The organism is Microbacterium sp., from assembly GCF_041641055.1.
In the GTDB taxonomy this organism is placed as follows: Bacteria; Actinomycetota; Actinomycetes; order Actinomycetales; family Microbacteriaceae; genus Microbacterium.
On sequence record NZ_JBEPZB010000005.1, the window covers coordinates 90,317 to 112,831 of the forward strand.

Below are 22,515 nucleotides of genomic sequence, written 5' to 3' on the forward strand. Positions count from 1 at the left end.
GCCAGGATGATGGCATGACGGACATCAAGCCTGCTCTCATCGAGCGCGCGGGCATCGAGATCATCCCCGAATCCGAGCGCACGGCGAAGCCGAGCGACCTCTTCTGGCCGTGGTTCGCGGCCAACGTGTCGGTGTTCGGCATGTCGTACGGGTCGTTCGTGCTCGGCTTCGGCATCTCGTTCTGGCAGGCGACGATCGTGTCGGTCATCGGCATCGTCGTGTCGTTCCTGCTCTGCGGACTCATCGCGATCGCCGGCAAGCGCGGATCCGCACCGACCATGGTGCTGTCTCGCGCCGCGTTCGGGGTGCAGGGGCAGAAGGTCCCAGGCATCGTCTCGTGGCTGACATCGATCGGCTGGGAGACGTTCCTCGCGATCATGGCCGTTCTCGCCACGGCCACCGTCATCACGCAGCTCGGCGGCGACGGCGACAGCATCGCGCTGAAGATCACCGCCACCGTGATCGTCGCCGCGCTCATCGTCGCGGCATCCGTGCTCGGCTACCACACGATCATGAAGCTGCAGTCGGTGCTCACCTGGGTCACCGGCATCGTGACCGTGCTCTACATCATCCTCGCCGCGCCCAGCATCGACCTGGCGGCCGTGATGGCCCGCCCGGACGGCGGGATCGGGCAGGTCACGGGCGCGCTCGTCATGGTCATGACCGGTTTCGGGCTCGGCTGGATCAACATCGCCGCCGACTGGTCGCGGTACCAGAAGCGCACCGCATCCGACGGTGCGATCGTCCTGTGGAACACGATCGGCGGCTCGGTCGCCCCGGTGATCCTCGTCGTCTTCGGTCTGCTGCTCGCCGGATCGAACGATGACCTCTTCGCCGCGGTGCAAGCCGATCCGATCGGGGCTCTCGCCGCCATCCTCCCGCTCTGGGTACTCATCCCCTTCCTCCTCACCGCCGTGCTCGCGCTCGTCTCCGGCGCGGTGCTGGGTATCTACTCCTCGGGCCTCACACTGCTAAGCCTCGGCATCCGCATCCCCCGCCCGTCCGCTGCGGCGATCGACGGCGTGATCCTCACGATCGGCACGATCTACGTGGTGTTCTTCGCGACCGACTTCCTCGGTCCGTTCCAGAGCTTCCTCATCACGCTCGGCGTGCCGCTGGCCTCGTGGGCCGGCATCCTGATCGCCGACATCCTGCGTCGCAAGAAGGACTACGACGACGAGGCGCTGTTCGACAGCCGCGGCCGCTACGGCGCGTGGGACTGGATCTCGATCGGCACCATGGTGGTCGCGAGCGTCATCGGCTGGGGCTTCGTGCTCAACGGGTTCGCGGATGCTGCGCCCTGGAACAACTGGCAGGGCTACCTGCTCGGGCTCGTCGGCGGCGTCGACGGAGACTGGGCCTACGCGAACCTCGGCGTCTTCTTCGCCCTGGTGCTGTCGTTCGTCGTGACGTGGTTCGCCAGAGCCCGCCGGATCCACGCGCAGGAAGCAGCGGCGTGAGCGAGAGCCCCTGGCTGGTCGTGATCGACCCGCAGACCATCTTCGCCTCCCCCGATTCCGCGTGGGGCTCGCCCTTCTTCGGCTCGGCGATTCATCGCATCCGCGAGCTCGCCGACGCGTTCGGCGACCGCGTGCTCGTCACGCGATGGATGCCGACCGCCGATCGCTCGACCTCGTGGGGCGCCTACTTCGCCGCGTGGCCCTTCGCGGACCAGCCGCCGACCGATCCGCTGTTCGACCTGGTGCCGGAGGCTGTCGGCCTGTCGCCGCACCCCACCCTCGACCTGCCGACGTTCGGCAAGTGGGGCCCGGAGATCGAGGCGATCGTGGGGCCTGGTGCGACGGTCGTGCTCGCCGGAGTCTCGACCGACTGCTGTGTGATCTCGACCGCCCTCGCGGCCGCGGACGCCGGGGCGCACGTGACGATCGCGGCCGACGCCTGCGCTGGATCGACAGCCGAGAATCACGCGGCGGCGATGCAGGTGATGGGTCTGTACCCGCCGCAGATCACGATCAGCGACACGTCCTCAGTGCTCGCGGCGGGCTGGCTCGCGGCGCGCTAGCCCGCTGCGGGATAGCTGGCGGCGCGCTGGCCCGCTGCCCGCACGGCCGCGGCGATGTCGGAGGGCGAACCCTGCCACGGAGCTCCGTGCCCGGGGAGCACCCAGGACGCGGACAGCGCCGCCAGGCGGTCGAGAGACGCGTCGGCCGCCTTCGGCTCATCCGTGAACGGCGCGGGCTGCGGACCTCGGCGGCCCGTCAGCACGTGCCGCGTGGTCAGGGCATCGCCGACGAAGACCGCATCCACCGCCGGGATGTGCACGGCGATGCTGCCGGGCGAGTGACCTGGCATCCCGATGACCACCGGCGATCCGGGGAGGTCGAGCACCTGGCCGTCGACGACGGTCACGACCTCGGACACGTGCCGCGTGCGCAGCGCGTTCTTGCGCAAGCCGTACGCGAAGAAACCGAGCGTCGGTCCGATGCGCGCCGGACCCATCGCCGTCTTCGGCTTCTCCCCCGTACGCACCCTGTGCGCATCGTCGCCGTGCACGAAGACCGGCACGCCCGCCTCGCTGCGAAGACGTTCGGCGAAGCCGATATGGTCACCGTCACCGTGGGTGAGCACGAGACCGCGGATGTCGGAGAGCGGGCGACCGAGTTCGGTCAGCGTCCGCAGCAGGTCGTTCCAGTGGCCGGGAAGGCCGGCGTCGACGAGCGTGATCCCGTCGGGGAGGTCGATCAGCTACGACGCGACGACGTCGTTGCCGAGTCGATGCAGGTGCGGTGCGAGTCTCATGGTCGTCCCTTTCGCGGGTGGTCTATGATGGCTACATTACGTAGCTATCATAGCTATTGTCAATAGCCATGAAGGAGTACCAGATGCCGACCCCTGAACGAACCTCGCTGGCGGCCATCGTCGACGCCGGCCGCGACATCCTCGAATCCACCGGGCCCGCAGGTCTCACCATGCAGGCCGTCGCCGAACGCGTCGGCGTGCGGGCACCCTCTCTGTACAAGCGGATCCGCGACCGCGACGCCCTGTTGTCCGCAGTCGCAGCGGCGTCCGCCGATGCGCTGACGAGTCGCCTCGACGCCACGGGCGACGACCTCTCCCTCCTCGCCGTCGCCTACCGGTCGTTCGCGCACGAGCGCCCCGAGGCGTTCCGGCTGCTGTTCTCCGCATCCGCGCCCGAGGATTCCCTCCGCCGCGCCTCCGCTACGGTCCTGCGCGCCTGCGCCGACCTCGTCGGGCCCGAGCACGCGCTCGACGCCGCCCGTTTCTTCACCGCCTGGGCGACCGGATTCCTGCAGATGGAGCTCGCCGGCGCCTTCCGGCTGGGCGGCGACGTCGATGCGGCGTTCGACTACGCGACGGGCCGCATCATCGCCGGGCTGACCGCAGACTGACCTCGCGCCCGGCCCGCTGCGTGCGTGCCGGATCGGCGCTCACTCCGCGAGCGACGAGGATGCCGACTCGGCGTTGACTCGGCGAGACGAACCGGAATCCCCGGCTCGAGCACCGCCTCGGATGCGGCCACGGATGCCGAACCCGGAGGCCGGCTCGGCGAGATCAACCGGAATACTGCCAAGATGTTGCGCGGAGAGGGGTTTCCATGACCACGAGCGCGCACGAAGACGAATCCGACCGTCCAAAGAGAGCTCGCCGACCGTGGCACCGCACGAAGGTGGCGGTCGGAACAGTCCTCCTCGTCGCCGGGGTCGTGGCGGTCATCGGAGCACTCACTCCGTGGCCCTCGGCGATGCTGATCCGAGCTGTGTTCACCAAGGGCGGTGATGAGACCGCGGCCGAGATGGAGAAGCACGTCCCCGACACGAAGCTCACCGAGCAGCTCGACGTCGCATACTCCGACGGGGGAGCCGACACGACCATGGACGTGTTCGCACCCGCATCCGCCACAGGCCCGCTTCCGACCGTCATCTGGATCCACGGTGGCGCGTGGATCTCGGGTGCGAAGGAGAACGTCGACCCGTACCTCCGCATCCTCGCAGCCGAGGGATATACGACCATCGGCTTGAACTACACGATCGGTCCGGAGGGCGTGTATCCACTGGCTGTGCATCAGCTCAACGACGCGCTCGCGTACATCGACGAGCACGCCGCGGAGCTGGGCGTGGATCCGGACCAGATCGTGCTGGCGGGCGATTCGGCCGGCGGGCAGCTCGCGAGTCAGATGGCCACCCTGATCACGAACCCCGAGTACGCCGAGATCATGGACGTCACGCCGGCGCTGAAGGCCGAGCAGGTCGCGGCGACCGTACTCAATTGCGGTGTGTACGATCTCGCCGCCCTCGCCGCCCTCGACGGGGTCGTCGGCTGGGGACTCAAGACCTCGATGTGGGCGTACGCAGGCACGAAGACCTGGGCCGAGGGCTCGACCGGCGCCACCATGTCGACGATCGACTGGGTGACGGAGGACTTCCCGACCACCTACATCTCGGGCGGCAACGGCGACGGCCTGACCTGGCTGCAGTCGATCCCGATGGCGAAGCGTCTGGAAGCTCTCGGGGTCGACGTCACGACCCTGTTCTGGCCGGCGTCACACGAACCCGAGCTTCCGCACGAGTACCAGTTCCATCTCGACATGCCGGACGCGCGGACGGCGCTGAAGCAGACGATCGACTTCCTGGACGCCCACACGACCCGGTGAGGAGTGGCCCGGCCGGGTTGTGCGACCGTCCCGGGTCTGCCCGTCCGGAGTCTGCCCGTCAGCCCGTCAGCCCGTCCCGATGTCTGCCCGTCAGCCCGTCAGCCCGTCCCGATCTGCACACTTTGTCCCGTTCGGCAACGGACGTCGCGCGAGAAGTGTGCGAAACGGGGCGACGTGTGCAGATCGGGCGCGGGACGACCCAACCGGTCTACTTCATGGTGTCGAGGATGCCGGTGAGGTCTTCGAAGGTCGTGAGCGGATTGAGGATCGCGAAGCGGGTGTTCGGCCGTCCGCCATGCGAGCTCGGCACCACGAACGCCCGCTGCGAGTCGAGGAGCTCGTCCGACCAGCGGTCGTAGTCGGCTCTCTCCCATCCCTCACGTTCGAACACGACGACCGACAGCTGCGGGTCGCGCACCAGACGCAGCTCGGGACGGGCGGCGATCTCGGCCGCGATCCGCTTCGTCAGTGCGATCGTCGAGCTCACGGCCTCGCGGTACGCGGTCACGCCGTAGGTCGCGAGGGAGAACCACAGCGGCAGCCCGCGCGGGCGCCGCGTCAGCTGGATCGAGTAGTCCGACGGGCTGAAGTCGTCGCCGTCGGTGAGGGTGTCGAGGTACTCCGCGTGCTGCGTGTGCGCACGTCGTCCGGCATCGGGATCGCGGTAGATCAGCGCGCAGCAGTCGAACGGCGCGAAGAGCCACTTGTGCGGATCGACGATCACCGAGTCCGCACGCTCGACACCTGCGAAGATCCCCCGCGCCTCCGGGGCGAGCATCGCGGTGAGGCCGTACGCGCCGTCGATGTGCAGCCAGAAGTCGAACTCGTCCTTGAGCGCGGCGATGCCCGCGATGTCGTCGACGATGCCGAAGTTGGTCGAGCCGCCGGTCGCGACGACCGCGCAGATCTCGTCGCCATGTTCGGCGAGGGCCTCACGCACGGCATCCGCTCGCAGCACTCCGTCGGTTCCGGCCGGCACCAGCAGCACGTCCGCATCCATGACCTTGGCGGCGGACTTGTTCGACGAGTGCGCCTCGACGCTGCAGACGATCTTCCAGCGACGCGGGAGCTCCTTGCCGGCGTCGAGCAGCTTCGCCTTGGCGGCCTCGCGAGCCGCGACCAGCGCGGAGAGGTTGCCGATCGTGCCGCCCTGCACGAACACCCCGCCGGCAGTGTCCGGCAGCCCGAACTCCGCGGCGAGGAACGACAGCACCTCGTTCTCGGCGTGCACGGCGCCGGCACCTTCGAGCCAGCTGCCTCCGTACAGTCCGGATGCCGAGACGACCAGGTCGAAGGCGATCGCAGCCATCGTCGGCGCGGTCGGGATGAACGACAGGTACAGCGGATGACTGGTGGTCAGGCATGCAGGCGCGAGGATGTGCTCGAACACGCTCAGAGCACGCTGTGATCCGAGACCCGCATCGGTGATCGTGGCGCCGACCAGCCGGTTGAGCTCGGCCGGAGTCTGCGGCTTGTCGAGCGGCACGTCGGCCGCGAGCATGCGACGTCGTGAGTAGTCGAGCACCGCGTCGACGATCGCCGTCGATTCGGCCGAGGCGGCGTGCATGCGTTCTGCTCCCATGAGCTGTCCTTACCTGTGAGATTCTGCGATCGATGTCGGTGTGCGGGCGGCCGGTGCGTCGAGCACGGCGGCGAGGGTGCGTCTGGCGAGATCGGCGCGGTCGCGCGGCGCCCAGTGCACGAGGGAGTGCGCGCTCATCCCGTCGACCATGGCCAGCAGCATCCAGGCCGACGACCCGGGGTCGACCCGAACCATCGGATCCTCCGCGATCGCGCGGGCGATCAGGTCTTCGAGTGCGCTGTGCCAGAGGTCCATCTCGACTCGGACCCGCTCGCCGAGAGCCTCGTTGCGCGCGCCGAGCGCCCAGGACTGCACCCACACCATGGCGACGTCGTCACGGGAGTCGTCGAGCAGCGTCTCGATCAGCCGCAGCAGGTTGGTGCGCAGGTCGACGTCGGGGTCGTACGAGGCGATGACCTCGTCGCGCTCGGCGGCGACGATCTCGGTGAAGACCTCGGCGACGAAGGACTCCATGACCGGCCGGTAGTGCGCGACGAGGGCCGGGGTGACACCGACCTTCGCGGCGACCGCACGCACGGTCAGCGCCTCGAGCCCGCTCTCGCCGGCGAGGTCGACGGCGCCCCGCAGGATCGAGCGCTCTCGCTCTTCGGGCGGCAGCCGGCGCGGTGCGGCTGCTCTTGACGTGGTCTCCATCACGGGTTACCGTATCACTCGTTGATCACCTGTTCAATAGCGAACACGGTTCCTCATCCTCGAGGTCGCGATCAGCAGCGAGGAGACAATCATGGCCTGGCAGATGCCCGCCGAGACCGCACCGCACGACCGCACCTGGATGGCGTTCCCCGCCGAGGGCCCGACGCTGGGCGCGTCGGCCGCCGAGCGCGAGGAGGGCTACGACACCTGGACGTCCGTCGCGCACGCGGTCGCCGAGTTCGAGCCGGTCACGATGATCGTCGATCCCGCAGAGATCTCCCGCGCGCGGCGCATGCTGAGTCGCAGCATCGACATCGTCGAGGCCCCCGTCGACGAGTTCTGGATGCGGGACTCAGGCCCCACGTTCGTGGTCGACGCCGAGCGACCGGGCGTCCTGGGCGCGGTCGACTGGATCTTCAACGGCTGGGGCGCGCCCGCCTGGGCGCAGTGGCAGAAGGCCGCGCAGCACGCGCGGATCATCGCCGCGGCCGTCGGCGCCGAACTGGTGAGCTCGACGCTCGTCAACGAGGGCGGCGGCATCCACGTCGACGGCGAGGGCACCGTGCTCCTCACCGAGACGGTGCAGCTCGATCCCCGCCGCAACCCCTACGCCGACAGGGCGCGGGTCGAGGCCGAGATGGCCAGGACGCTCGGGGCCACCACCGCCGTGTGGCTGCCCCGCGGACTCACGCGCGACTACGACGACTTCGGCACGAACGGACACGTCGACATCGTCGCCACGATCGCCGCGCCGGGACGCCTGCTGCTGCACGACCAGCAGAACCCCGATCACCCCGATCACGCCGTGTCGCAGGAGCTCCGGGAGCACCTCGGACAGCAGACGGATGCAGCGGGCCGCCGCTTCGAGATCCTCGACCTGCCTGCGCCGCCGACCCTGCGCGACGACGAGGGGTTCGTCGACTGGAGCTACGTCAACCACCTCGTGACGAACGACGGCGTCGTCGCCTGCGGGTTCGGCGACGAGCAGGCGGATGCCACGGCGCGGGCGATCCTCTCCGACGCCTATCCGGGGCGCCGGGTCGTCACCGTCGACGCGCGTCCCCTCTTCGATCGCGGCGGCGGAATCCACTGCATCACCCAGCAGCAGCCGAGCGTGGGAGCCTCCGCATGATCGATGTGGTCGAAGCCTCCATCGCCGATCTGCGACAGGCACTCGAGGACGGCACTACGACCGCCGTCGAGCTAATCGACGCCTACCTCGCCCGCATCGCCGCGTACGACGGGTCGGAGACCGAGACGGCTCTGAACGCCGTGGTCGTCCTCAACCCCGATGCGCGCGCAGAAGCCCACGCATCGGATGCCCGCCGCGCACGCGGCGAGACCAGCGGTCCGCTCGACGGCATCCCGTACACAGCGAAGGACAGCTACCTCGTGCGCGGCCTCACTGCGGCGGCCGGGAGCCCGGCATTCGCCGAACTGGTCGCGCAGCGTGATGCGTTCACGGTCGAGCGCCTGCGGGCGGGCGGAGCGATCTGCCTCGGCCTGACGAACATGCCCCCGATGGCCAACGGCGGCATGCAGCGCGGTGTCTACGGACGAGCCGAGAGCCCGTACAACGCGGACTTCCTCACCGCGCCGTTCGCCTCCGGCTCGTCGAACGGCTCGGGCACGGCGACGGCCGCGAGCTTCGGCGCCTTCGGCCTGGGAGAGGAGACCTGGTCGAGCGGACGCGGGCCCGCCACGAACAACGCCCTCTGCGCGTACACCCCCTCGCGCGGCGTGATCTCGACCCGCGGCAACTGGCCCCTCGTGCCCACCATGGATGTCGTGGTGCCGCACACGCGCACGATGGCGGACCTGCTCGAGGTGCTCGACGTGATCGTCACGGACGACGCCGAGGCGCGCGGCGACTTCTGGCGCGCGCAGCCGTGGGTCGCCCTTCCCGTGGCCTCCGCGGTGCGACCGGAGTCCTACCCGGCACTCTCGAGCGATGCGGCGAGCACCCTCCGCGGCGCCCGCATCGGCATCCCGCGCATGTACATCAACGCCGACCCGGATGCCGGCACGGCCGACGCACCGGGCATCGGCGGACCGACCGGTCAGCGCATCGAGACGCGGCCCTCCGTGATCGAGCGCTGGAGCGCCGCCCGTCGAGACCTCGAGGCCGCCGGCGCCACAGTGGTCGAGGTGGACTTCCCTGTGGTGTCGCGCTATGAGGGCGACCGACCCGGCGCACCGACGATCGCGACCCGCGGCCTGGTGTCGGCAGAGTATCTGCACCGGGAGATCATCGATCTGTCTGCCTGGGCGTGGGAGGACTTCCTGCAGGCGAACGGCGACCCGCGCCTCCACAGCCTCGCCGACGTCGATGGAGCCGCGATCTTCCCGCATCCGGAGGGCGCGCTCCCCGACCGCTACACCGGGTTCGACGACGACATCGCCGAATACCCGGACTGGGTGCGCGAGAATCCCGGCGCCCGCATCGAGGACATGCCCGAGCTCCCCGACGGCCTGCGCGGGCTCGAGGAGACACGTCGCATCGACCTCGAGGGCTGGATGGACGACCTCGAGCTCGACGCGGTCGTGTTCCCCGCGGTCGCCGACGTCGGTCCGGCGGATATGGATGTGAACGAGGCGTCCGCCGACCTCGGCTGGCGCAACGGCACCTGGATCGCGAACGGCAACCTGACCGTGCGCCATCTCGGCATCCCGACCGTGACCGTGCCGATGGGACTCATGTCCGACATCGGCATGCCGATCGGACTGACGTTCGCGGGTCGCGCCTACGACGACTCAGCATTGCTGCGTCTCGCTGCCGGCTTCGAGGCGATCGGAGCGCCCGGGGAGCGTCGGACAGCTCCCCCGCGTACGCCGAGGCTCTGACCTCGGCGGATCCGGGTCTACCCTGAGGGCATGGACAACGGGGCGTTCCTGCTCTTCCTTCTCCTGCCCTTCGGGCTGGGGTTGTTCCTCGCTGCGGTGGCCCTGCTCCATGGGGCCTCGGCGGGCATCGCCCTGCTGCTCGCCGCCGCAAGAGATCGTCTCCTCGCCAGTCGCCGTCGCCGCAGCGAGCGCGCCTACGTGAAGAAGCACCAGCACGCCGAGAACCAGCGTTCCGAGAACCAGCGGGATATGTCACTATTGTGACGGTCGCCACGATTGTTATATGTTTCTCCTGTCCGTCACGACAGGAAGCGACCCATGACCACCGAGAAGAACGAGCGCGAGCTCGAGGCCGGCATCGTCACCGATCTGTCCGGGCGCATGACGTACGGCTCGTACCTGTCGCTGGACCAGCTGCTCACGGCGCAGCATCCGGTCAGTGTGCCCGAGCATCACGATGAGCTGCTGTTCATCATCCAGCACCAGACCACCGAGCTCTGGCTGAAGCAGCTGCTGCACGAGCTGTCGTCCGCCCGCGAGCTGCTCGCGAGCGACGACCTGCGTGAAGCGCTCAAGCGAGTCGCGCGCGTCAAGCGCATCCAGGACGTCATGACCCAGCAGTGGGCGATCCTCGCGACCCTCACCCCGACCGAGTACGCACAGTTCCGCGGCGCGCTCGGCAACTCCTCCGGCTTCCAGTCGGTGCAGTACCGGGCGGTCGAGTTCGCGCTCGGCAACAAGAACGAGAAGATGCTCAGCGTCTTCGGCGACCACCCCGCCAACCTCGCCCTGCTCACCGCCGAATGGCACAAGCCGACGCTCTACGACGAGTTCCTGCGCTACGCCTCACGTCGTGGACTGCCGATCCCGACCGAGATCCTCGACCGCGACGTGCGCCTCCCGTATCGCGAGACGCCGGAACTCGTACCCGCGATCCGAGAGATCTACCAGAACCACCAGCAGCACTGGGACCTCTACGAAGCCTGCGAAGACCTCGTCGATCTCGAGGACAACTTCCAGTTCTGGCGCTTCCGTCATCTCAAGACCGTGGCGCGGACGATCGGCATGAAGGTCGGGACCGGCGGCTCGAGCGGCGTCGGGTTCCTGCAGCGGGCCCTCGACCTGACGTTCTTCCCGGAGCTCTACACGGTGCGCACCGAGATCGGCAGCTGATGCACGCGGCGACCTTCTTCGACGGCGAAGGATGGCGCGACGGCCTCCTCGTGCAGGAGGGTCAGCGGATGCTCCTCCTGAACGAACGTCCCGCGCCCGGAACGCCGCGCCTCGACGGTGTGATCGTCGGCGGGTTCACCGACCACCACGTGCACCTGCAGCTGGTCGACCACGCGCTCCTGCACAGTTCGACGCTCGGCCGCGTCATCGATCTGGGCGCGAATCCGACCGTCATCGCCGGGCTCGCGGCCGACGCTGAGTCGGCGCCGCTCCACAACTCCGGAGATCGGGGTGGCCAGCCACCGGAATCGACCGAATCCGGGGCCGACGACGGCGGATCTCCGGAGTTGTGGAGCCCCGGCAGCTCCGGCAGGGCCGGCAGGGCCGGCAGCCCCGGCAGGGCCGGCGACTCGCATGCGGTCGTGGTCGAGTTCGCCGGCGCGTTCCTCACCCCGGTCGGGGGCTACCCCTCCGATCGCGATTGGGCACCGGCGGGCTCCTTCCGGGAGATCGCGAACGCCGAGATGGCGCACGCCGCCGTCACCGAGATGGCGGATGCCGGAGCATCCTGCATCAAGGCCGCGAGCAACGCGACCGCCGGCCCGGTCTTCGACGACGCCCTGTTCCGCGCGATCGTCAGCGCTGCAGCCGCACGCAGTCTCGCGGTCGTGGCCCACGCCGAAGGCGCGGGCGAGGCACAGCGCGCCGCACGCCTCGGGGCCGCCCGGCTCGCTCACGCGCCCTTCACCGAGCGCCTCGACGACGACGCGATCGCGCAGCAGGCCGCATCCGTCGCCTGGGTCTCGACTCTCGCGATCCACGAAGCCGACAGCGAGGAGCGCACCGTCGCCGTCGGCAACGTCCGCCGCTTCCATCAGGCCGGTGGAACCGTGCTCTACGGCACGGACATGGGCAACGGCCCGACGCCGGTCGGCCTGAACCCCGCCGAGCTCGCCGTCCTCCGGGAAGCAGGAGTCACCGGCACGGACCTGCTCCGCGCTCTCGCCCCGCAGAACCCTCTCGACCCCGCCGCACTGCTGCTGAGACTCCCCGGCACCGACGCCGACCCGACACTCGCCCGACCGCTGACCAGCGCCGATCCGAAGGCTTGACATGACCGACTCCCCCGAGACCGCCACGTCCCCCGAGACCGCCACGTCCGCCGCCACGCCCGCCGCCACCGCCACCGCCACCGCCACCGCCACCGCCACCGCCACCGCCACCGATCGCAGGCTCGTCGATCTCGCCCAGGCGCTCGACGCGGCCGACCCGCTGCGCACTCACCTCGATGCCTTCGCCGACGCGCCGGGCGTCCGCGCCTACCTCGACGGCAACTCGCTCGGCCGGCCCCTGAAGGACACTCCCGAGAAGCTCGCCGCTTTCGTCCGTGACGACTGGGGCACCCGACTGATCCGGTCGTGGGACGAGCAGTGGATGGCGCTGCCGATGGAGCTCGGCGACCGCATCGGGCGCCTCACGCTCGGCGCCGCAGCCGGTCAGACCGTGGTCGCGGACTCCACCAGCGTCCTGATCTACAAGCTCATGCGCGCCGCGGCGACGGCCGACCCGTCTCGCACCGAGCTGGTGATCGAGGCGGGCAACTTCCCCACCGACCGCTTCCTGGCCGACGGCGTCGCCGCCGAGACCGGGATGACCGTGCGCTGGATCGAGCCCGACCCGGTGCTCGGCGTGCAGCTCGCCGATGTCGAGGCCGTGGTGTCGGAGAAGACGGCCCTCGTCTCGCTCAGCCACGTCGACTACCGCTCCGGCGCCCTCGCGGACATGCCCGCGATCACGGCCGCCGCGCACGACGCCGGCGCTCTGATGATGTGGGACCTCTGCCACTCGGCGGGGATCATCCCGATGCAGCTCGATGCCTGGGGCGTCGACATGGCGGTCGGATGCACCTACAAGTACCTCAACGGCGGTCCAGGCTCCCCCGCGTTCGCGTACCTTCGCCGCGAGCATCAGGGGCTGCTGCGACAGCCGATCCACGGGTGGTGGAGCGCCGCCGACATCTTCGCGATGGGTCCGGAGTACGTGCCTGCCGGAGACATCCGCCAGCTGCTCAGCGGCACGCCGCCCGTGACCTCGATGCTCGCCATGCAGGGGATGCTCGACCTGATCGAGCAGGCCACCGTCGAGCAGATCCATGAGAAGTCCCTCTCGCTCACCGACTTCGCGGTGCGGGCGTACGACGAGGTGCTCGCCCCTCTCGGGGTCCGGATGCTGAGCCCGCGCGACGCCGTGCAGCGCGGCGGTCACGTCACCATCGGCCACCCGGACTTCCGCGCGGTGACGCAGCGCCTCTGGGGCGAGGGGATCATCCCCGACTTCCGCTTCCCCGACGGCATCCGGCTCGGGCTCTCGCCCCTCAGCACATCGCACCTCGAGACCCTCACCGGGGTGCTCGCCGTGCGGGACGCCCTGCTCTCGCATGACGGGTGACAGCGCGGCGCCGGTCGGCACCAGCACAGCGCCGGAGCGCACGGAGGTGACCGAGTCCGGCACCGCGCTCGAGGCCGGCACCGCGCTCGAATCCGGCACCGCACTCGAGTCCGGCACCGTGCTCGACGACATCGACGCGCGCCCCGGCAGCACGGCCTCCCTGCTGCGCACGCTGGTCGGGCTCTACCTGCGCCCGCTCGGCGGATGGGTCTCCGCGGCGGACCTGGTGACGCTGGCCGGCGACCTCGGCATCCCCGCAGGTCCCGCGCGCACCGGGATCGCACGCCTCAAGCAGAAGGGCCTGCTGCTGGCCGAGCGCGGAACCGCCCCCGGCTACCGACTGAATCCGAAGGCCGTCGCCATGCTGGAGCGCGGCGATCGCCGCATCTTCCGGATGCGGGAGATGTCGGATGCCGACGGCTGGTGCCTCATCTCGTTCTCGATCCCCGAGAGCGCGCGCAGCGTCCGCCACCAGCTGCGCCGTCGTCTGCAGTGGATCGGCGCCGGGGTCGTCTCCCCCGCCCTGTGGATCTGCCCCTGGCACCTGCACGGCGAGGTCGAGGAGATCGTCGCCGACCTCGACGCACGACCCTGGGTGACGCTGTTCCCCGCGTCCACGCCGTCGACCCCCGTGCCCTTGCCCGAAGCCGCGGCCGCCTGGTGGGACCTGGAGGCGCTGCGTGCCGAGCATCTGAGGTTCCAGGCGTCCATCGCGACGCTCCCCTCCTCGCCGTTCGCCGCCTACGTGCAGCTGATCGACGGCTGGCGGGTGCTGCCGTACGTCGATCCCGGACTCCCGCCGTCGATGCTCCCGGTGGACTGGCCCGGCGGACGCAGCTTCGCGGAGTTCGCGCGGTTGTCGGAGGAGCTGTCGGATGCCGCCTGGCGGCACGTCCGCACGGTCACCGCGGCGGCGCGGCGGTCGTAGCCCGCACCACGAGCCTGGTCGGCAGGATGACGTTCATCTCGTCGATCTCGCCGCCGGCGAGCAGCGTGAAGACCATCTCCGCCGCGACCGCTCCGAGCCGGCGCATCGGCTGCTGGATCGTCGTCAGCGGCAGCGCCCGCCTGGTGGCCTCGGGGACGTCGTCGAACCCGATCACCGACAGGTCGTCCGGCACCCGCAGCCCCAGCTCGTGCGCGACGTCGATCACGGCGATCGCCGACAGATCGTTCGCCGCGAAGATCGCTGTCGGCCGGGACCCGGCGCTCAGCATCGCATGGGCTGAGGCGCGCGTCGCCTCCAGCTCGTATCGGCCGATCCCGACGAGCGCGGGGTCGAGCGGGATTCCCGCGTCGGAGAGCGCGCGTCGGTAACCTGCATCGCGCAGGCCCGCCGATCGCAGGTCGGGCCGCCCGGCGAGGAAACCGATCCGCCGGTGCCCCAGTTCGATCAGGTGCCTGGTCGCGACGAGCGCGCCTCCGAAGCTGTCGGACTCGACCGTGGGGAGGTCGGCCCGCCCGGTGTGCGGATCGATCGCGACGACCGGGATCTCGGTGCCGGCGCTGACGACCGTGGGGGTCACCATGATGGCCGCGTCGATCAGCGTGCCGGAGAGCCTGCTCAGCGACCGGCGCTCCCAACCGTCCCCCGCGCCGAGGTGCGAGCCGCTGTAGGCGAGGAGGTCGAAGGCCGTGTCGTGCACCGCCGTGCCGACCCCTTTCAGGATCTCGGCGCTGAAGGGCTCGAAGTCCGCCAGCAGCACCCCGATCACCCCGGTGCGCCTGGCGCGCATGCTGCTCGCCACGAGGCTCGATTCGTAGCCGAGCAGCTTGACGGCATCCAGCACGCGCTGGACGGTCGCGTCGGCGATCCCGTACCGGCCGTTGACCGCCTTGGAGACCGTCGACACCGACACTCCCGCCGCTCTCGCGACGTCGTGGATCGTGGTGCGTGCCCCCATGGGACGCCAGCGTAGCCGCGCGCAACCCCGCGTGGAAACTGTTTTCGAAAACGTTTGACGATCGCCGCGGCCGGAAGAAGACTGCATCCCACTGCGGTCTCACCCCCGAGTGTCCGCAGGCGCCCCGCAGTGACGCGGCGCGCAACTCGATGAGGAGAACGATCACATGAACAGCAGAAGGCTCCCCCTCGCTTCCGCGGTCACGGTGCTGGCCGTCGGAGCGCTCGCGCTCTCGGGCTGCACCGCGGACTCGTCAGGCGGCAGCGGCGACGGCGGCGACACCTCGATGACCCTCTGGCACAACTCCACGACCGGTCCCGGCGTCGAGTTCTGGGAGAAGACGGTCGCGGACTTCGAGGCCGACAACCCCGGCGTCACGATCGAGGTCCAGTCGATCCAGAACGAGGACCTCGACGGCAAGCTGCAGACCGCCCTGAACTCCGGCGACGCCCCCGACATCTTCCTGCAGCGCGGCGGCGGCAAGATGGCGGCGATGGTCAAGGCCGGTCAGCTCAAGGACCTCACCGAGGCGATCGACGGGCCGGCGGCCGACGAGATCCCGGATGCCGCGTACTCGGCGAGCAGCCTGGACGACAAGGTCTACGCGATGCCCGTCGCCGTGCTCCCCGGCGGACTCTTCTACAGCCAGGACCTCTTCGACCAGGCGGGCATCACCGAGAACCCGACCACCCTCGACGAGCTCGAGGAGGCGACCGAGGCCCTGAAGGCGGCCGGCATCGACCCGATCGCACTCGGCGCGAAGGATGCCTGGCCGGCCGCCCACTGGTACTACTGGTTCGCATTGCGCGAGTGCAGCTCGGACACGCTCGCCACGGCCGCCGACGAGATGGACTTCAGCGACGAGTGCTGGATCCGCGCGGGCGAGGACCTCGAGTCGTTCGCGGCCACGGAGCCGTTCAACGCCGGCTTCCTGACGACCACCGCCCAGCAGGGCGCCGGCAGCTCGGCGGGCCTGATCGCCAACCACAAGGCCGGGATGGAGCTCATGGGCGCATGGAACCCCGGCGTGATCGGCTCGCTCACGCCCGACCAGAAGCCGCTGCCCGACCTCAGCTGGTTCCCGTTCCCCGAGGTCGAGGGCGGTGACGGCGAACCCGGTTCGATGATGGGCGGCGTCGACGGGTACTCGTGCTCGGTGGATGCACCCGACGCCTGCGTCGACTTCCTCAACTACCTCGGCACCTCCGACGTGCAGACCGAGTACTACAAGGCGTTCAACGCGCCGCCGGTCAACACGGTCGCCCAGGAGGCGGTCACCGAGCCGTACCTGCAGGACATCCTCGAGGCCTACAACGCGGCGCCGTACGCGACCCAGTGGCTGGACACCGTCTACGGCCAGAACGTCGGCAATGCGCTGAACGTCGCCGTGGTGACCATGCTCTCGGGTCAGGGCACGCCGGAGGACATCGTCAAGGCCGTTCAGGATGCCGCGGCGAAGGCGTGAGGCGGTCGCCCGGCTGGAAGTGATCCTTCTGGCCGGGCCCGCCCTGGTCGTCTTCCTCGCGTTCGTGATCTTCCCCGTGCTGATGGCCGCGTACTACGGCTTCTTCAGCTGGCAGGGGTACGGTCCGCCGACCGAGTTCGTCGGCCTGAAGAACTACCTGACGATCCTCCAGGACCCGCTGTTCCATGACGCCCTCGCGCACAACGGCATCATCCTGGTGCTCTCGCTCGTGCTCCAGGGCCCGGCAGCGATCCTCCTCGCTCTGCTGCTGAACCGGCGGATGCGGGGGCAGTCGCTGATCCGCGTGCTGATCTTCATCCCGTATGTGATCTCCGAGGTCGTGGTGGGCACGGGGTGGAGCCTGATGCTCCAGACCAACGGCGCCTTCAACGCGCTGCTGGAGAAGATCGGGCTCGGTGCGCTCGCGACCGACTGGTTGTCCGACCCCGGCATCGCGATCTGGACCCTGATGGCGATCATCACGTGGAAGTACGTCGGCTTCGCCGTCATCCTCTTCCTCGCAGGCCTTCAGGGCATCCCCGAGGAGCTGCACGAGGCCGCGGCGATCGACGGGGCGTCGTACTGGCAGATCCAATGGCAGATCACCCTGCCCCTGCTCGCGCCGACGCTGCGCATCTGGGCGTTCCTGTCGATCATCGGCTCGCTGCAGCTGTTCGACCTCGTCTACATCATCTGGGGGCAGTACATCGCCTCGACCGCCGGCACCTCGACGATGGCCACCTACATGGTCTCGGAGGGCCGGAACGCCGGGAACTTCGGCTACGGCAACGCAGTCGCGGTCGTGCTGTTCGTCATCTCGCTCGTCGTCGCGCTGATCTACCAGCGCGCCGTGCTGCGCCGTGACACCGACGGCGCGCTGACAGGCTCGTCCGGACGTCGGCGCTCGCGCACGGCCCCCGACCCGCAGGTCGCCCCCGAACTCGAGAAGGAGTCCGTCCGATGACCGCCACCTCGGTGCTCGTCACCCAGCGCCCAGGGCGCGCCCCGAAGCCCCGACTGCCGTGGGCGAACCCTGCGGTGTACTTCGTCGCGCTGATCGCGGTCGGCTTGATGCTGGCGCCCATCGCGTACATCATCGTCGGCGGCTTCCGCACGAACGCCCAGATCACCACCGACCCCGCAGGTCTCCCCGACCCCTGGGCGATCGGGAACTACCTCGACGTCCTCACGGGCGGAGTGTTCTGGCGCCAGGTGCTCAACTCCACGATCGTCGCCCTCGCGACGACCGTCGGCGTCGTCGCCCTGGGTCTCATGGCGGCCTACGTGCTGGCGAGATACCGGTTCGCGGGACGAGGAGTGCTCTACGCGTTCTTCGCCGCGGGCCTCATGTTCCCGCTGACCGTCGCGATCACCCCGCTCTACATCGTGGTGCGCAGCCTCGGGCTGATGAACTCGCTCGGCGGAGTGATCCTGCCGCAGATCGCGTTCGCCCTGCCGACCACGATCATCATCCTCGTCCCGTTCCTCCGGGCCATCCCGGACGAGATCCAGGAGGCGGCGTTCATCGACGGATGCAGCCGGCTCGGCTTCTTCTGGCGGATGGTGCTGCCCCTCTCCCTCCCCGGGGTCATCACGACCGGCATCCTGGCGTTCATCGGCAGCTGGAACGGCTATCTGCTGCCGCTGTTCATCCTCAACGACGCGTCGGCGTTCACGCTGCCGCTCGGTGTGCAGTCGTTCGCGTCCCAGTACTCCGTCGACACGGCCAAGGTGCTCGCGTTCACCTCGCTGTCGATGATCCCCGCGCTGATCTTCTTCAGCCTGTTCGAGCGGCGCATCGTCGGAGGGCTCACCGGTGCTGTCAAGGGCTGACACCGGTGCGCTCGAGCAGACGACACCCGAGATCGAGAAAGAGAACATGATGTCGCAGTCCCCCGGCGCCGCCGGCCACTCCCCCCGCGTCGAGGCGCTCCTGGCGCGGATGACCCTCGACGAGAAGCAGGCACAGCTCGTCGGCTTCTGGGTCGACCAGGGCGACGAGGTCGTCGCCCCGATGGCCGGCGAGAAGAAGAGCTCCACCCGGTACGAAGACGCCGCGGCGCATGGGATCGGCCACCTCACCCGCGTCTACGGCACCCGGCCGGTGGATCCGATCGAGCGAGCCGACTGGCTGTGGGCCGAGCAGCGTCGGCTGCAGCAGGAGACCAGACTCGGCATCCCGGCGATCGTGCACGAGGAGTGCCTGACGGGTCTGGCCGCGTGGAAGGCCGCGACCTTCCCCACCCCGCTCGCCTGGGGAGCCTCGTTCGATCCGGACCTCGTGGAGGAGGTCGGGCGCGCGGTGGGCGCCTCGATGCGCGCGCTCGGCATCCATCAGGGACTGGCTCCGGTGCTCGACGTCATCCGGGACCCCCGCTGGGGGCGGGTCGACGAGTGCATCGCAGAGGATCCGCTGGTCGTGGGCACCGTCGGCACTGCGTACATCCGGGGCCTGCAGAGCGAGGGCGTGCACGCCACGCTGAAGCACTTCGTCGGGTACTCGGCGTCGAAGGCGGGGCGCAATCACGCTCCCGTGAGCGCCGGACAGCGGGAGATCGAGGACGTGCTGCTGCCGCCGTTCGAGATGGCGATCCGGGAAGGCGGCGCCCGCAGCGTCATGAACTCCTATGTCGACATCGACGGCGTCCCCGTCACCGCAGACCCCCGGTACCTCACGGGCGTCCTCCGGGAGCGCTGGGGATTCGACGGCGTCGTCGTCTCGGACTACTTCGCGGTCGACTTCCTGCGCAGCATGCACAAGGTCGCGGCCGATTCCGCCGACGCCGCGCGGCTCGCACTGACCGCCGGCATCGATGTCGAACTCCCCTCCCCCGACGCCTACGTCACCCTGGCGGAGCAGGTCCGCGACGGACGGCTGTCACCCGACATCCTCGACCGCGCGGTGGGCCGCGTGCTCTCCCAGAAGGAGGACCTCGGACTGCTGGATGCCGACTTCAGCACGCCTCCGACGGCGATCGACCTCGACCCTGCCGAGCACCGCGCCCTCGCACGGCGTCTCGCCGAGGAGTCCGTCGTGCTGCTCAGCAACGACGGCGCCCTCCCGCTCGACCCGTCGACGTCGTCGCGGATCGCGGTCATCGGTCCCAACGCCGACAGCACCGAGGCGCTGATGGGCTGCTACTCGTTCGTGAACCACGTCCTCGCGCATCATCCCGGCACTCCGGCGGGCATCGCCCTGCCGACCGTGGTCGAAGCACTTCGCGCGGAGTTCCCCCGGGCGGAGATCACCTCGGCCGTCGGCTGCGACGTCGAGGGCGATGATCGATCCGGGATTCCCGCGGCCGTCGAGGCCGCCGCCGCCGCGGACCTCGCGATCGTCGTCGTCGGCGACCGCGCCGGGCTGTTCGGGCGCGGCACGGTCGGCGAGGGCAACGACGTCGACGACCTGGAGCTCCCCGGCATCCAGCGCGAGCTCGTCGAGGCGATCCTCGGGACGGGCACCCCCGTCGTCCTGATCGCGATGACCGGGCGGCCGTACGTGCTCGACTGGGCGCTCCCCGCTCGCGCCGGCGCGGCCGGCACCCTCGTCGGTCTCGGGGCGGTCGAAGCCGAGGTCTCGACGACCGCCGCGATTGGCCCGCTGCCGTCCGCAGTGCTGCAGACGTTCTTCCCCGGCGAGGAGGGCGCGCCCGCGCTGGCCGGGCTCCTGAGCGGACGCGTCGGCCCGTCGGGTCGCCTGCCGGTCTCGCTGCCCCGATCGGGCGGGGCGCAGCCGTACTCGTACCTGCATCCGGTGCTCGGCGGGCGCACGGACGTGACCAGCGCCGACCCGACGCCGGTGCGACCCTTCGGCTTCGGCCTGAGCTACACGACGTTCGCCCACGACGACCTGACCGCCCCCGCGACCGTCAGCGCCGGGGAGATCATGCGGGCCACCGTGCGGGTGCGCAACACCGGCGACATCGAGGCGACCGACGTCGTGCAGCTCTACGCGCACGACGAGGTCGCGAGCGTGACCCGTCCGCTCGCCCAGCTGGTGGGCTACCGACGGGTCGCGCTCGCGCCCGGCGCCGAAGAGATCGTGTCCTTCGACGTGCCGATCGACCGCCTCGCCTTCACCGGAGTCGACGGCGTGCGGCGGGTCGAGCCCGGCGGCATCCGCCTGTGGGTGGGCGGCGCGTGCGACGACGAGGAGACGGTCGCGAGGATCGACGTCGTGTGAGGCGTCAGCCCCGCACCGCGGCGATGAACGCCGCGACGTGCTCCTGCAGCTTCAGGATGCGGAGCTCCCGAGCCAGCTCCCTGTCGTAGCCGTCGTACGCCAGGGGCGGCAGCACCCGCACGTTCTGCGAGCATCCGAACTCGGTGCAGACGAGGGTGCCGATGGTGTCGCCCTTGCGACCGGCCGGCCCTGCCTTGCGGGCGACGTACAGCTGCACGTCGTTGCGCAGCGTGACGTCCTCGCACCAGGAGCACTGCGCGCGGGCGACGACCCGCTGCTCGGCGCGCTGCAGGAAGACGCCCGTCGCGACGTCGTCGACCCAGGTGACGACATAGGCGCGGCGAGGCAGCTTGGGGTCCACCCAGCCGAGGTAGTCGAGCTTCTCGAAATCGAGATCGGCGAAGCCGGGCGGCAGGGTCAGATCGGACACCTCTTTGCGGGAGGCGTTGAGGAAGGAGGCGCGCAGGGTGCGCTCGTCGATGGGACGCATGGAATCGGTGCTTTCGTACGGGTCGCGGACACCGCGACAGAGGAAGAGGGAAGAGGCGGCATCGGAGGGATGCCGGGTACGACTCGGCTCCGGGGGCGGGTGTTCCGCCTCCGGCCGATCGTCAGCCTCTGTCCGCGGCGCTGAATGCGCCCACGGCTCCGTTCCGCGCTCGCTCCGTCACCCGGGGAGCACTCTTCGACAACAGCACCCGGCGAGTCTACGCCGATTTGTTTCACCCCGTGTCGGCCGGAATTCCCTCTCCCGCGACCCCGACCTACTCTTGCCGGAACGTCCGCTCACGAAGGAGACCACCGTGTCCACGCCGCTGAACCACCTTTCGCCCCTCTCGGTGCGTGAGCGTTCCGCGTGCATGTGCCGACACGGTTTCGCGTGCTCCTCGTTCGCGCCGGGACACGCCCTGCACCTGATCCAGGCGCGCATCGCCTCGGCCACTCCGGCCGGGTGGGTCGATGCGATCGTCGAGCAGGCGGATGCTTCGACGGGCGAACTCGTCGTGCGCGCACTCGACGGCTCGGCGCACGCCGCCTGGAACGGAGCCGGTGCAGCCCTCGAGGCGCCTGCGGGCACTCCGGTCGCGCTGCACGCCCGTTACGGCGTGCTCGCCGTCGGTCGCACGCAGTTCAACGTCGCACTGGTCTGATCCCGTCGCCCTGGTCAGATCGGGGCGACGCAGGTCTGATCGCTGCGACGCAGGTGCCGCCCTCAGGCGGACGCCATCATCATGTCCTTGACCGCCGTGCAGGCATCCATGCAGTCCTTGCAGGTCTGCGCGCACATCCGGCAGATCTCGCTGTGGTCGGCGTGGTTCATGCAGTCATCCATGCATTTCTGACACATCGCGATGCAGGCGTCGAGCATCGCCATCATCGACGCCGGAGTCATCCCCTGCATCCGCATCATCGACCGCATCATGGTGTTGCACATGTCGGCGCAGTTCATGCACGCCGGGGCGCAGTCCATGAGTTGCGTCGAGCACACCGTGCACGCCTGCTCGCAGGCCGCGCACGCATCCATGCACGCCTGGAGGACGCTCATGTCCATCGCCGCCATGTCCGGCATCGACGTCATGTTCGAGCGCATGGCGCCCATCATCATCGAGTCCATGTTCCACCGCTTCC

Annotated in this window: 22 protein-coding genes; 16 read left to right on the forward strand and 6 right to left on the reverse strand. The window is 69.7% G+C overall.

Annotated elements, in window-relative coordinates; genetic code table 11:
* The first annotated feature begins 14 nt into the window (after positions 1-14).
* Both ACESK8_RS04870 and ACESK8_RS04875 read left to right on the forward strand, forming a co-directional pair.
* Entirely contained in the window at positions 15-1,460 is a 1,446-nt protein-coding gene (locus ACESK8_RS04870) for a cytosine permease (protein ID WP_372967534.1), read from the forward strand.
* On the forward strand, positions 1,457-2,023 hold the full coding sequence (locus tag ACESK8_RS04875) for a cysteine hydrolase family protein (protein WP_372967535.1): 567 nt from the start codon (positions 1,457-1,459) through the stop codon (positions 2,021-2,023). The genes ACESK8_RS04870 and ACESK8_RS04875 overlap by 4 nt, the downstream gene beginning before the upstream one ends.
* Here the strand turns inward: ACESK8_RS04875 and ACESK8_RS04880 are convergent.
* On the reverse strand, positions 2,020-2,706 hold the full coding sequence (locus tag ACESK8_RS04880) for an MBL fold metallo-hydrolase (protein ID WP_372967629.1): 687 nt from the start codon (positions 2,704-2,706) through the stop codon (positions 2,020-2,022). The genes ACESK8_RS04875 and ACESK8_RS04880 overlap by 4 nt on opposite strands.
* Positions 2,707-2,843: 137 nt before the next feature.
* On the opposite strand from ACESK8_RS04880, the gene ACESK8_RS04885 reads away from it, so the two are divergent.
* Entirely contained in the window at positions 2,844-3,371 is a 528-nt protein-coding gene (locus ACESK8_RS04885; protein ID WP_372967536.1) for a TetR/AcrR family transcriptional regulator, read from the forward strand.
* 206 nt (positions 3,372-3,577) lie between these two features.
* Positions 3,578-4,633 (forward strand): alpha/beta hydrolase, encoded by a 1,056-nt coding sequence (locus ACESK8_RS04890; protein ID WP_372967537.1) that lies wholly within the window; start codon positions 3,578-3,580, stop codon positions 4,631-4,633.
* 208 nt (positions 4,634-4,841) lie between these two features.
* Here ACESK8_RS04890 and ACESK8_RS04895 read toward each other — a convergent pair whose 3' ends face one another.
* Both ACESK8_RS04895 and ACESK8_RS04900 read right to left on the reverse strand, forming a co-directional pair.
* Positions 4,842-6,215: an aspartate aminotransferase family protein gene (locus tag ACESK8_RS04895; RefSeq protein ID WP_372967538.1), complete on the reverse strand. Its 1,374-nt coding sequence runs from the start codon at positions 6,213-6,215 to the stop codon at positions 4,842-4,844.
* A gap of 9 nt (positions 6,216-6,224) precedes the next feature.
* Entirely contained in the window at positions 6,225-6,869 is a 645-nt protein-coding gene (locus ACESK8_RS04900; protein WP_372967539.1) for a TetR/AcrR family transcriptional regulator, read from the reverse strand.
* 91 nt (positions 6,870-6,960) lie between these two features.
* On the opposite strand from ACESK8_RS04900, the gene ACESK8_RS04905 reads away from it, so the two are divergent.
* Genes ACESK8_RS04905 through ACESK8_RS04935 form a run of 7 tightly spaced genes read left to right on the forward strand, consistent with a single transcriptional unit; the run spans position 6,961 to position 14,262 of the window.
* Positions 6,961-8,001: an agmatine/peptidylarginine deiminase gene (locus ACESK8_RS04905; protein WP_372967540.1), complete on the forward strand. Its 1,041-nt coding sequence runs from the start codon at positions 6,961-6,963 to the stop codon at positions 7,999-8,001.
* A complete protein-coding gene (locus ACESK8_RS04910) occupies positions 7,998-9,713 on the forward strand; it encodes an amidase (protein ID WP_372967541.1) in 1,716 nt (571 codons plus the stop codon). Before ACESK8_RS04905 ends, ACESK8_RS04910 begins: the two co-directional genes overlap by 4 nt.
* A gap of 30 nt (positions 9,714-9,743) precedes the next feature.
* Positions 9,744-9,977 (forward strand): hypothetical protein, encoded by a 234-nt coding sequence (locus tag ACESK8_RS04915; RefSeq protein WP_372967542.1) that lies wholly within the window; start codon positions 9,744-9,746, stop codon positions 9,975-9,977.
* Between the two features lie 54 nt (positions 9,978-10,031).
* Complete coding sequence (locus ACESK8_RS04920) at positions 10,032-10,886, forward strand: tryptophan 2,3-dioxygenase (protein ID WP_060926911.1); 855 nt, start codon at positions 10,032-10,034, stop codon at positions 10,884-10,886.
* A complete protein-coding gene (locus tag ACESK8_RS04925; protein WP_372967543.1) occupies positions 10,886-11,998 on the forward strand; it encodes an amidohydrolase in 1,113 nt (370 codons plus the stop codon). Before ACESK8_RS04920 ends, ACESK8_RS04925 begins: the two co-directional genes overlap by 1 nt.
* Position 11,999: 1 nt before the next feature.
* A complete protein-coding gene (locus tag ACESK8_RS04930; protein WP_372967544.1) occupies positions 12,000-13,334 on the forward strand; it encodes a kynureninase in 1,335 nt (444 codons plus the stop codon).
* Positions 13,324-14,262, forward strand: coding sequence for a PaaX family transcriptional regulator C-terminal domain-containing protein (locus tag ACESK8_RS04935; protein ID WP_372967545.1), 939 nt, complete (start codon positions 13,324-13,326; stop codon positions 14,260-14,262). The genes ACESK8_RS04930 and ACESK8_RS04935 overlap by 11 nt, the downstream gene beginning before the upstream one ends.
* Here ACESK8_RS04935 and ACESK8_RS04940 read toward each other — a convergent pair.
* Positions 14,237-15,238 carry a LacI family DNA-binding transcriptional regulator gene (locus tag ACESK8_RS04940; RefSeq protein ID WP_372967546.1) on the reverse strand — a complete coding sequence of 334 codons (1,002 nt, stop codon included), beginning with the start codon at positions 15,236-15,238 and terminating at the stop codon, positions 14,237-14,239. The two genes, ACESK8_RS04935 and ACESK8_RS04940, sit on opposite strands and share 26 nt — an antisense overlap.
* Positions 15,239-15,404: 166 nt before the next feature.
* On the opposite strand from ACESK8_RS04940, the gene ACESK8_RS04945 reads away from it, so the two are divergent.
* The 4 genes from ACESK8_RS04945 to ACESK8_RS04960 are packed head-to-tail and all read left to right on the forward strand — an operon-like array spanning position 15,405 to position 20,886.
* A complete protein-coding gene (locus tag ACESK8_RS04945) occupies positions 15,405-16,703 on the forward strand; it encodes an ABC transporter substrate-binding protein (protein WP_372967547.1) in 1,299 nt (432 codons plus the stop codon).
* Positions 16,684-17,667 carry a carbohydrate ABC transporter permease gene (locus ACESK8_RS04950; protein ID WP_372967548.1) on the forward strand — a complete coding sequence of 328 codons (984 nt, stop codon included), beginning with the start codon at positions 16,684-16,686 and terminating at the stop codon, positions 17,665-17,667. Before ACESK8_RS04945 ends, ACESK8_RS04950 begins: the two co-directional genes overlap by 20 nt.
* A complete protein-coding gene (locus ACESK8_RS04955) occupies positions 17,664-18,536 on the forward strand; it encodes a carbohydrate ABC transporter permease (protein ID WP_060926917.1) in 873 nt (290 codons plus the stop codon). Before ACESK8_RS04950 ends, ACESK8_RS04955 begins: the two co-directional genes overlap by 4 nt.
* A 46-nt stretch (positions 18,537-18,582) precedes the next feature.
* A complete protein-coding gene (locus ACESK8_RS04960; protein WP_372967549.1) occupies positions 18,583-20,886 on the forward strand; it encodes a beta-glucosidase in 2,304 nt (767 codons plus the stop codon).
* A gap of 4 nt (positions 20,887-20,890) precedes the next feature.
* Here ACESK8_RS04960 and ACESK8_RS04965 read toward each other — a convergent pair whose 3' ends face one another.
* Positions 20,891-21,376, reverse strand: a complete 486-nt coding sequence (locus tag ACESK8_RS04965; protein WP_372967550.1) for an FBP domain-containing protein — start codon at positions 21,374-21,376, stop codon at positions 20,891-20,893.
* A 313-nt stretch (positions 21,377-21,689) separates the two neighbouring features.
* Between ACESK8_RS04965 and ACESK8_RS04970 the strand changes: the two genes are divergently transcribed.
* On the forward strand, positions 21,690-22,037 hold the full coding sequence (locus ACESK8_RS04970) for a hypothetical protein (protein ID WP_060926961.1): 348 nt from the start codon (positions 21,690-21,692) through the stop codon (positions 22,035-22,037).
* A 62-nt stretch (positions 22,038-22,099) separates the two neighbouring features.
* Here the strand turns inward: ACESK8_RS04970 and ACESK8_RS04975 are convergent, their stop codons facing one another.
* Positions 22,100-22,492, reverse strand: a complete 393-nt coding sequence (locus tag ACESK8_RS04975) for a hypothetical protein (RefSeq protein ID WP_372967551.1) — start codon at positions 22,490-22,492, stop codon at positions 22,100-22,102.
* Positions 22,493-22,515: the final 23 nt, after the last annotated feature.

What these genes read in the sequence shown, in the direction of transcription:
- ACESK8_RS04940 (WP_372967546.1), bottom strand. Translation starts at nt 15,238, where the DNA reads ATGGGGGCACGCACCACGATCCACGACGTCGCGAGAGCGGCGGGAGTG.
- ACESK8_RS04920 (WP_060926911.1), top strand. Translation starts at nt 10,032, where the DNA reads ATGACCACCGAGAAGAACGAGCGCGAGCTCGAGGCCGGCATCGTCACC.
- ACESK8_RS04950 (WP_372967548.1), top strand. Translation starts at nt 16,684, where the DNA reads ATGCCGCGGCGAAGGCGTGAGGCGGTCGCCCGGCTGGAAGTGATCCTT.
- ACESK8_RS04965 (WP_372967550.1), bottom strand. Translation starts at nt 21,376, where the DNA reads ATGCGTCCCATCGACGAGCGCACCCTGCGCGCCTCCTTCCTCAACGCC.
- ACESK8_RS04915 (WP_372967542.1), top strand. Translation starts at nt 9,744, where the DNA reads ATGGACAACGGGGCGTTCCTGCTCTTCCTTCTCCTGCCCTTCGGGCTG.
- ACESK8_RS04945 (WP_372967547.1), top strand. Translation starts at nt 15,405, where the DNA reads ATGAACAGCAGAAGGCTCCCCCTCGCTTCCGCGGTCACGGTGCTGGCC.
- ACESK8_RS04935 (WP_372967545.1), top strand. Translation starts at nt 13,324, where the DNA reads ATGACGGGTGACAGCGCGGCGCCGGTCGGCACCAGCACAGCGCCGGAG.
- ACESK8_RS04895 (WP_372967538.1), bottom strand. Translation starts at nt 6,215, where the DNA reads ATGGGAGCAGAACGCATGCACGCCGCCTCGGCCGAATCGACGGCGATC.
- ACESK8_RS04975 (WP_372967551.1), bottom strand. Translation starts at nt 22,492, where the DNA reads ATGATGATGGGCGCCATGCGCTCGAACATGACGTCGATGCCGGACATG.
- ACESK8_RS04910 (WP_372967541.1), top strand. Translation starts at nt 7,998, where the DNA reads ATGATCGATGTGGTCGAAGCCTCCATCGCCGATCTGCGACAGGCACTC.
- ACESK8_RS04925 (WP_372967543.1), top strand. Translation starts at nt 10,886, where the DNA reads ATGCACGCGGCGACCTTCTTCGACGGCGAAGGATGGCGCGACGGCCTC.
- ACESK8_RS04870 (WP_372967534.1), top strand. Translation starts at nt 15, where the DNA reads ATGACGGACATCAAGCCTGCTCTCATCGAGCGCGCGGGCATCGAGATC.
- ACESK8_RS04900 (WP_372967539.1), bottom strand. Translation starts at nt 6,869, where the DNA reads ATGGAGACCACGTCAAGAGCAGCCGCACCGCGCCGGCTGCCGCCCGAA.
- ACESK8_RS04955 (WP_060926917.1), top strand. Translation starts at nt 17,664, where the DNA reads ATGACCGCCACCTCGGTGCTCGTCACCCAGCGCCCAGGGCGCGCCCCG.
- ACESK8_RS04930 (WP_372967544.1), top strand. Translation starts at nt 12,000, where the DNA reads ATGACCGACTCCCCCGAGACCGCCACGTCCCCCGAGACCGCCACGTCC.
- ACESK8_RS04885 (WP_372967536.1), top strand. Translation starts at nt 2,844, where the DNA reads ATGCCGACCCCTGAACGAACCTCGCTGGCGGCCATCGTCGACGCCGGC.
- ACESK8_RS04905 (WP_372967540.1), top strand. Translation starts at nt 6,961, where the DNA reads ATGGCCTGGCAGATGCCCGCCGAGACCGCACCGCACGACCGCACCTGG.
- ACESK8_RS04960 (WP_372967549.1), top strand. Translation starts at nt 18,583, where the DNA reads ATGATGTCGCAGTCCCCCGGCGCCGCCGGCCACTCCCCCCGCGTCGAG.
- ACESK8_RS04890 (WP_372967537.1), top strand. Translation starts at nt 3,578, where the DNA reads ATGACCACGAGCGCGCACGAAGACGAATCCGACCGTCCAAAGAGAGCT.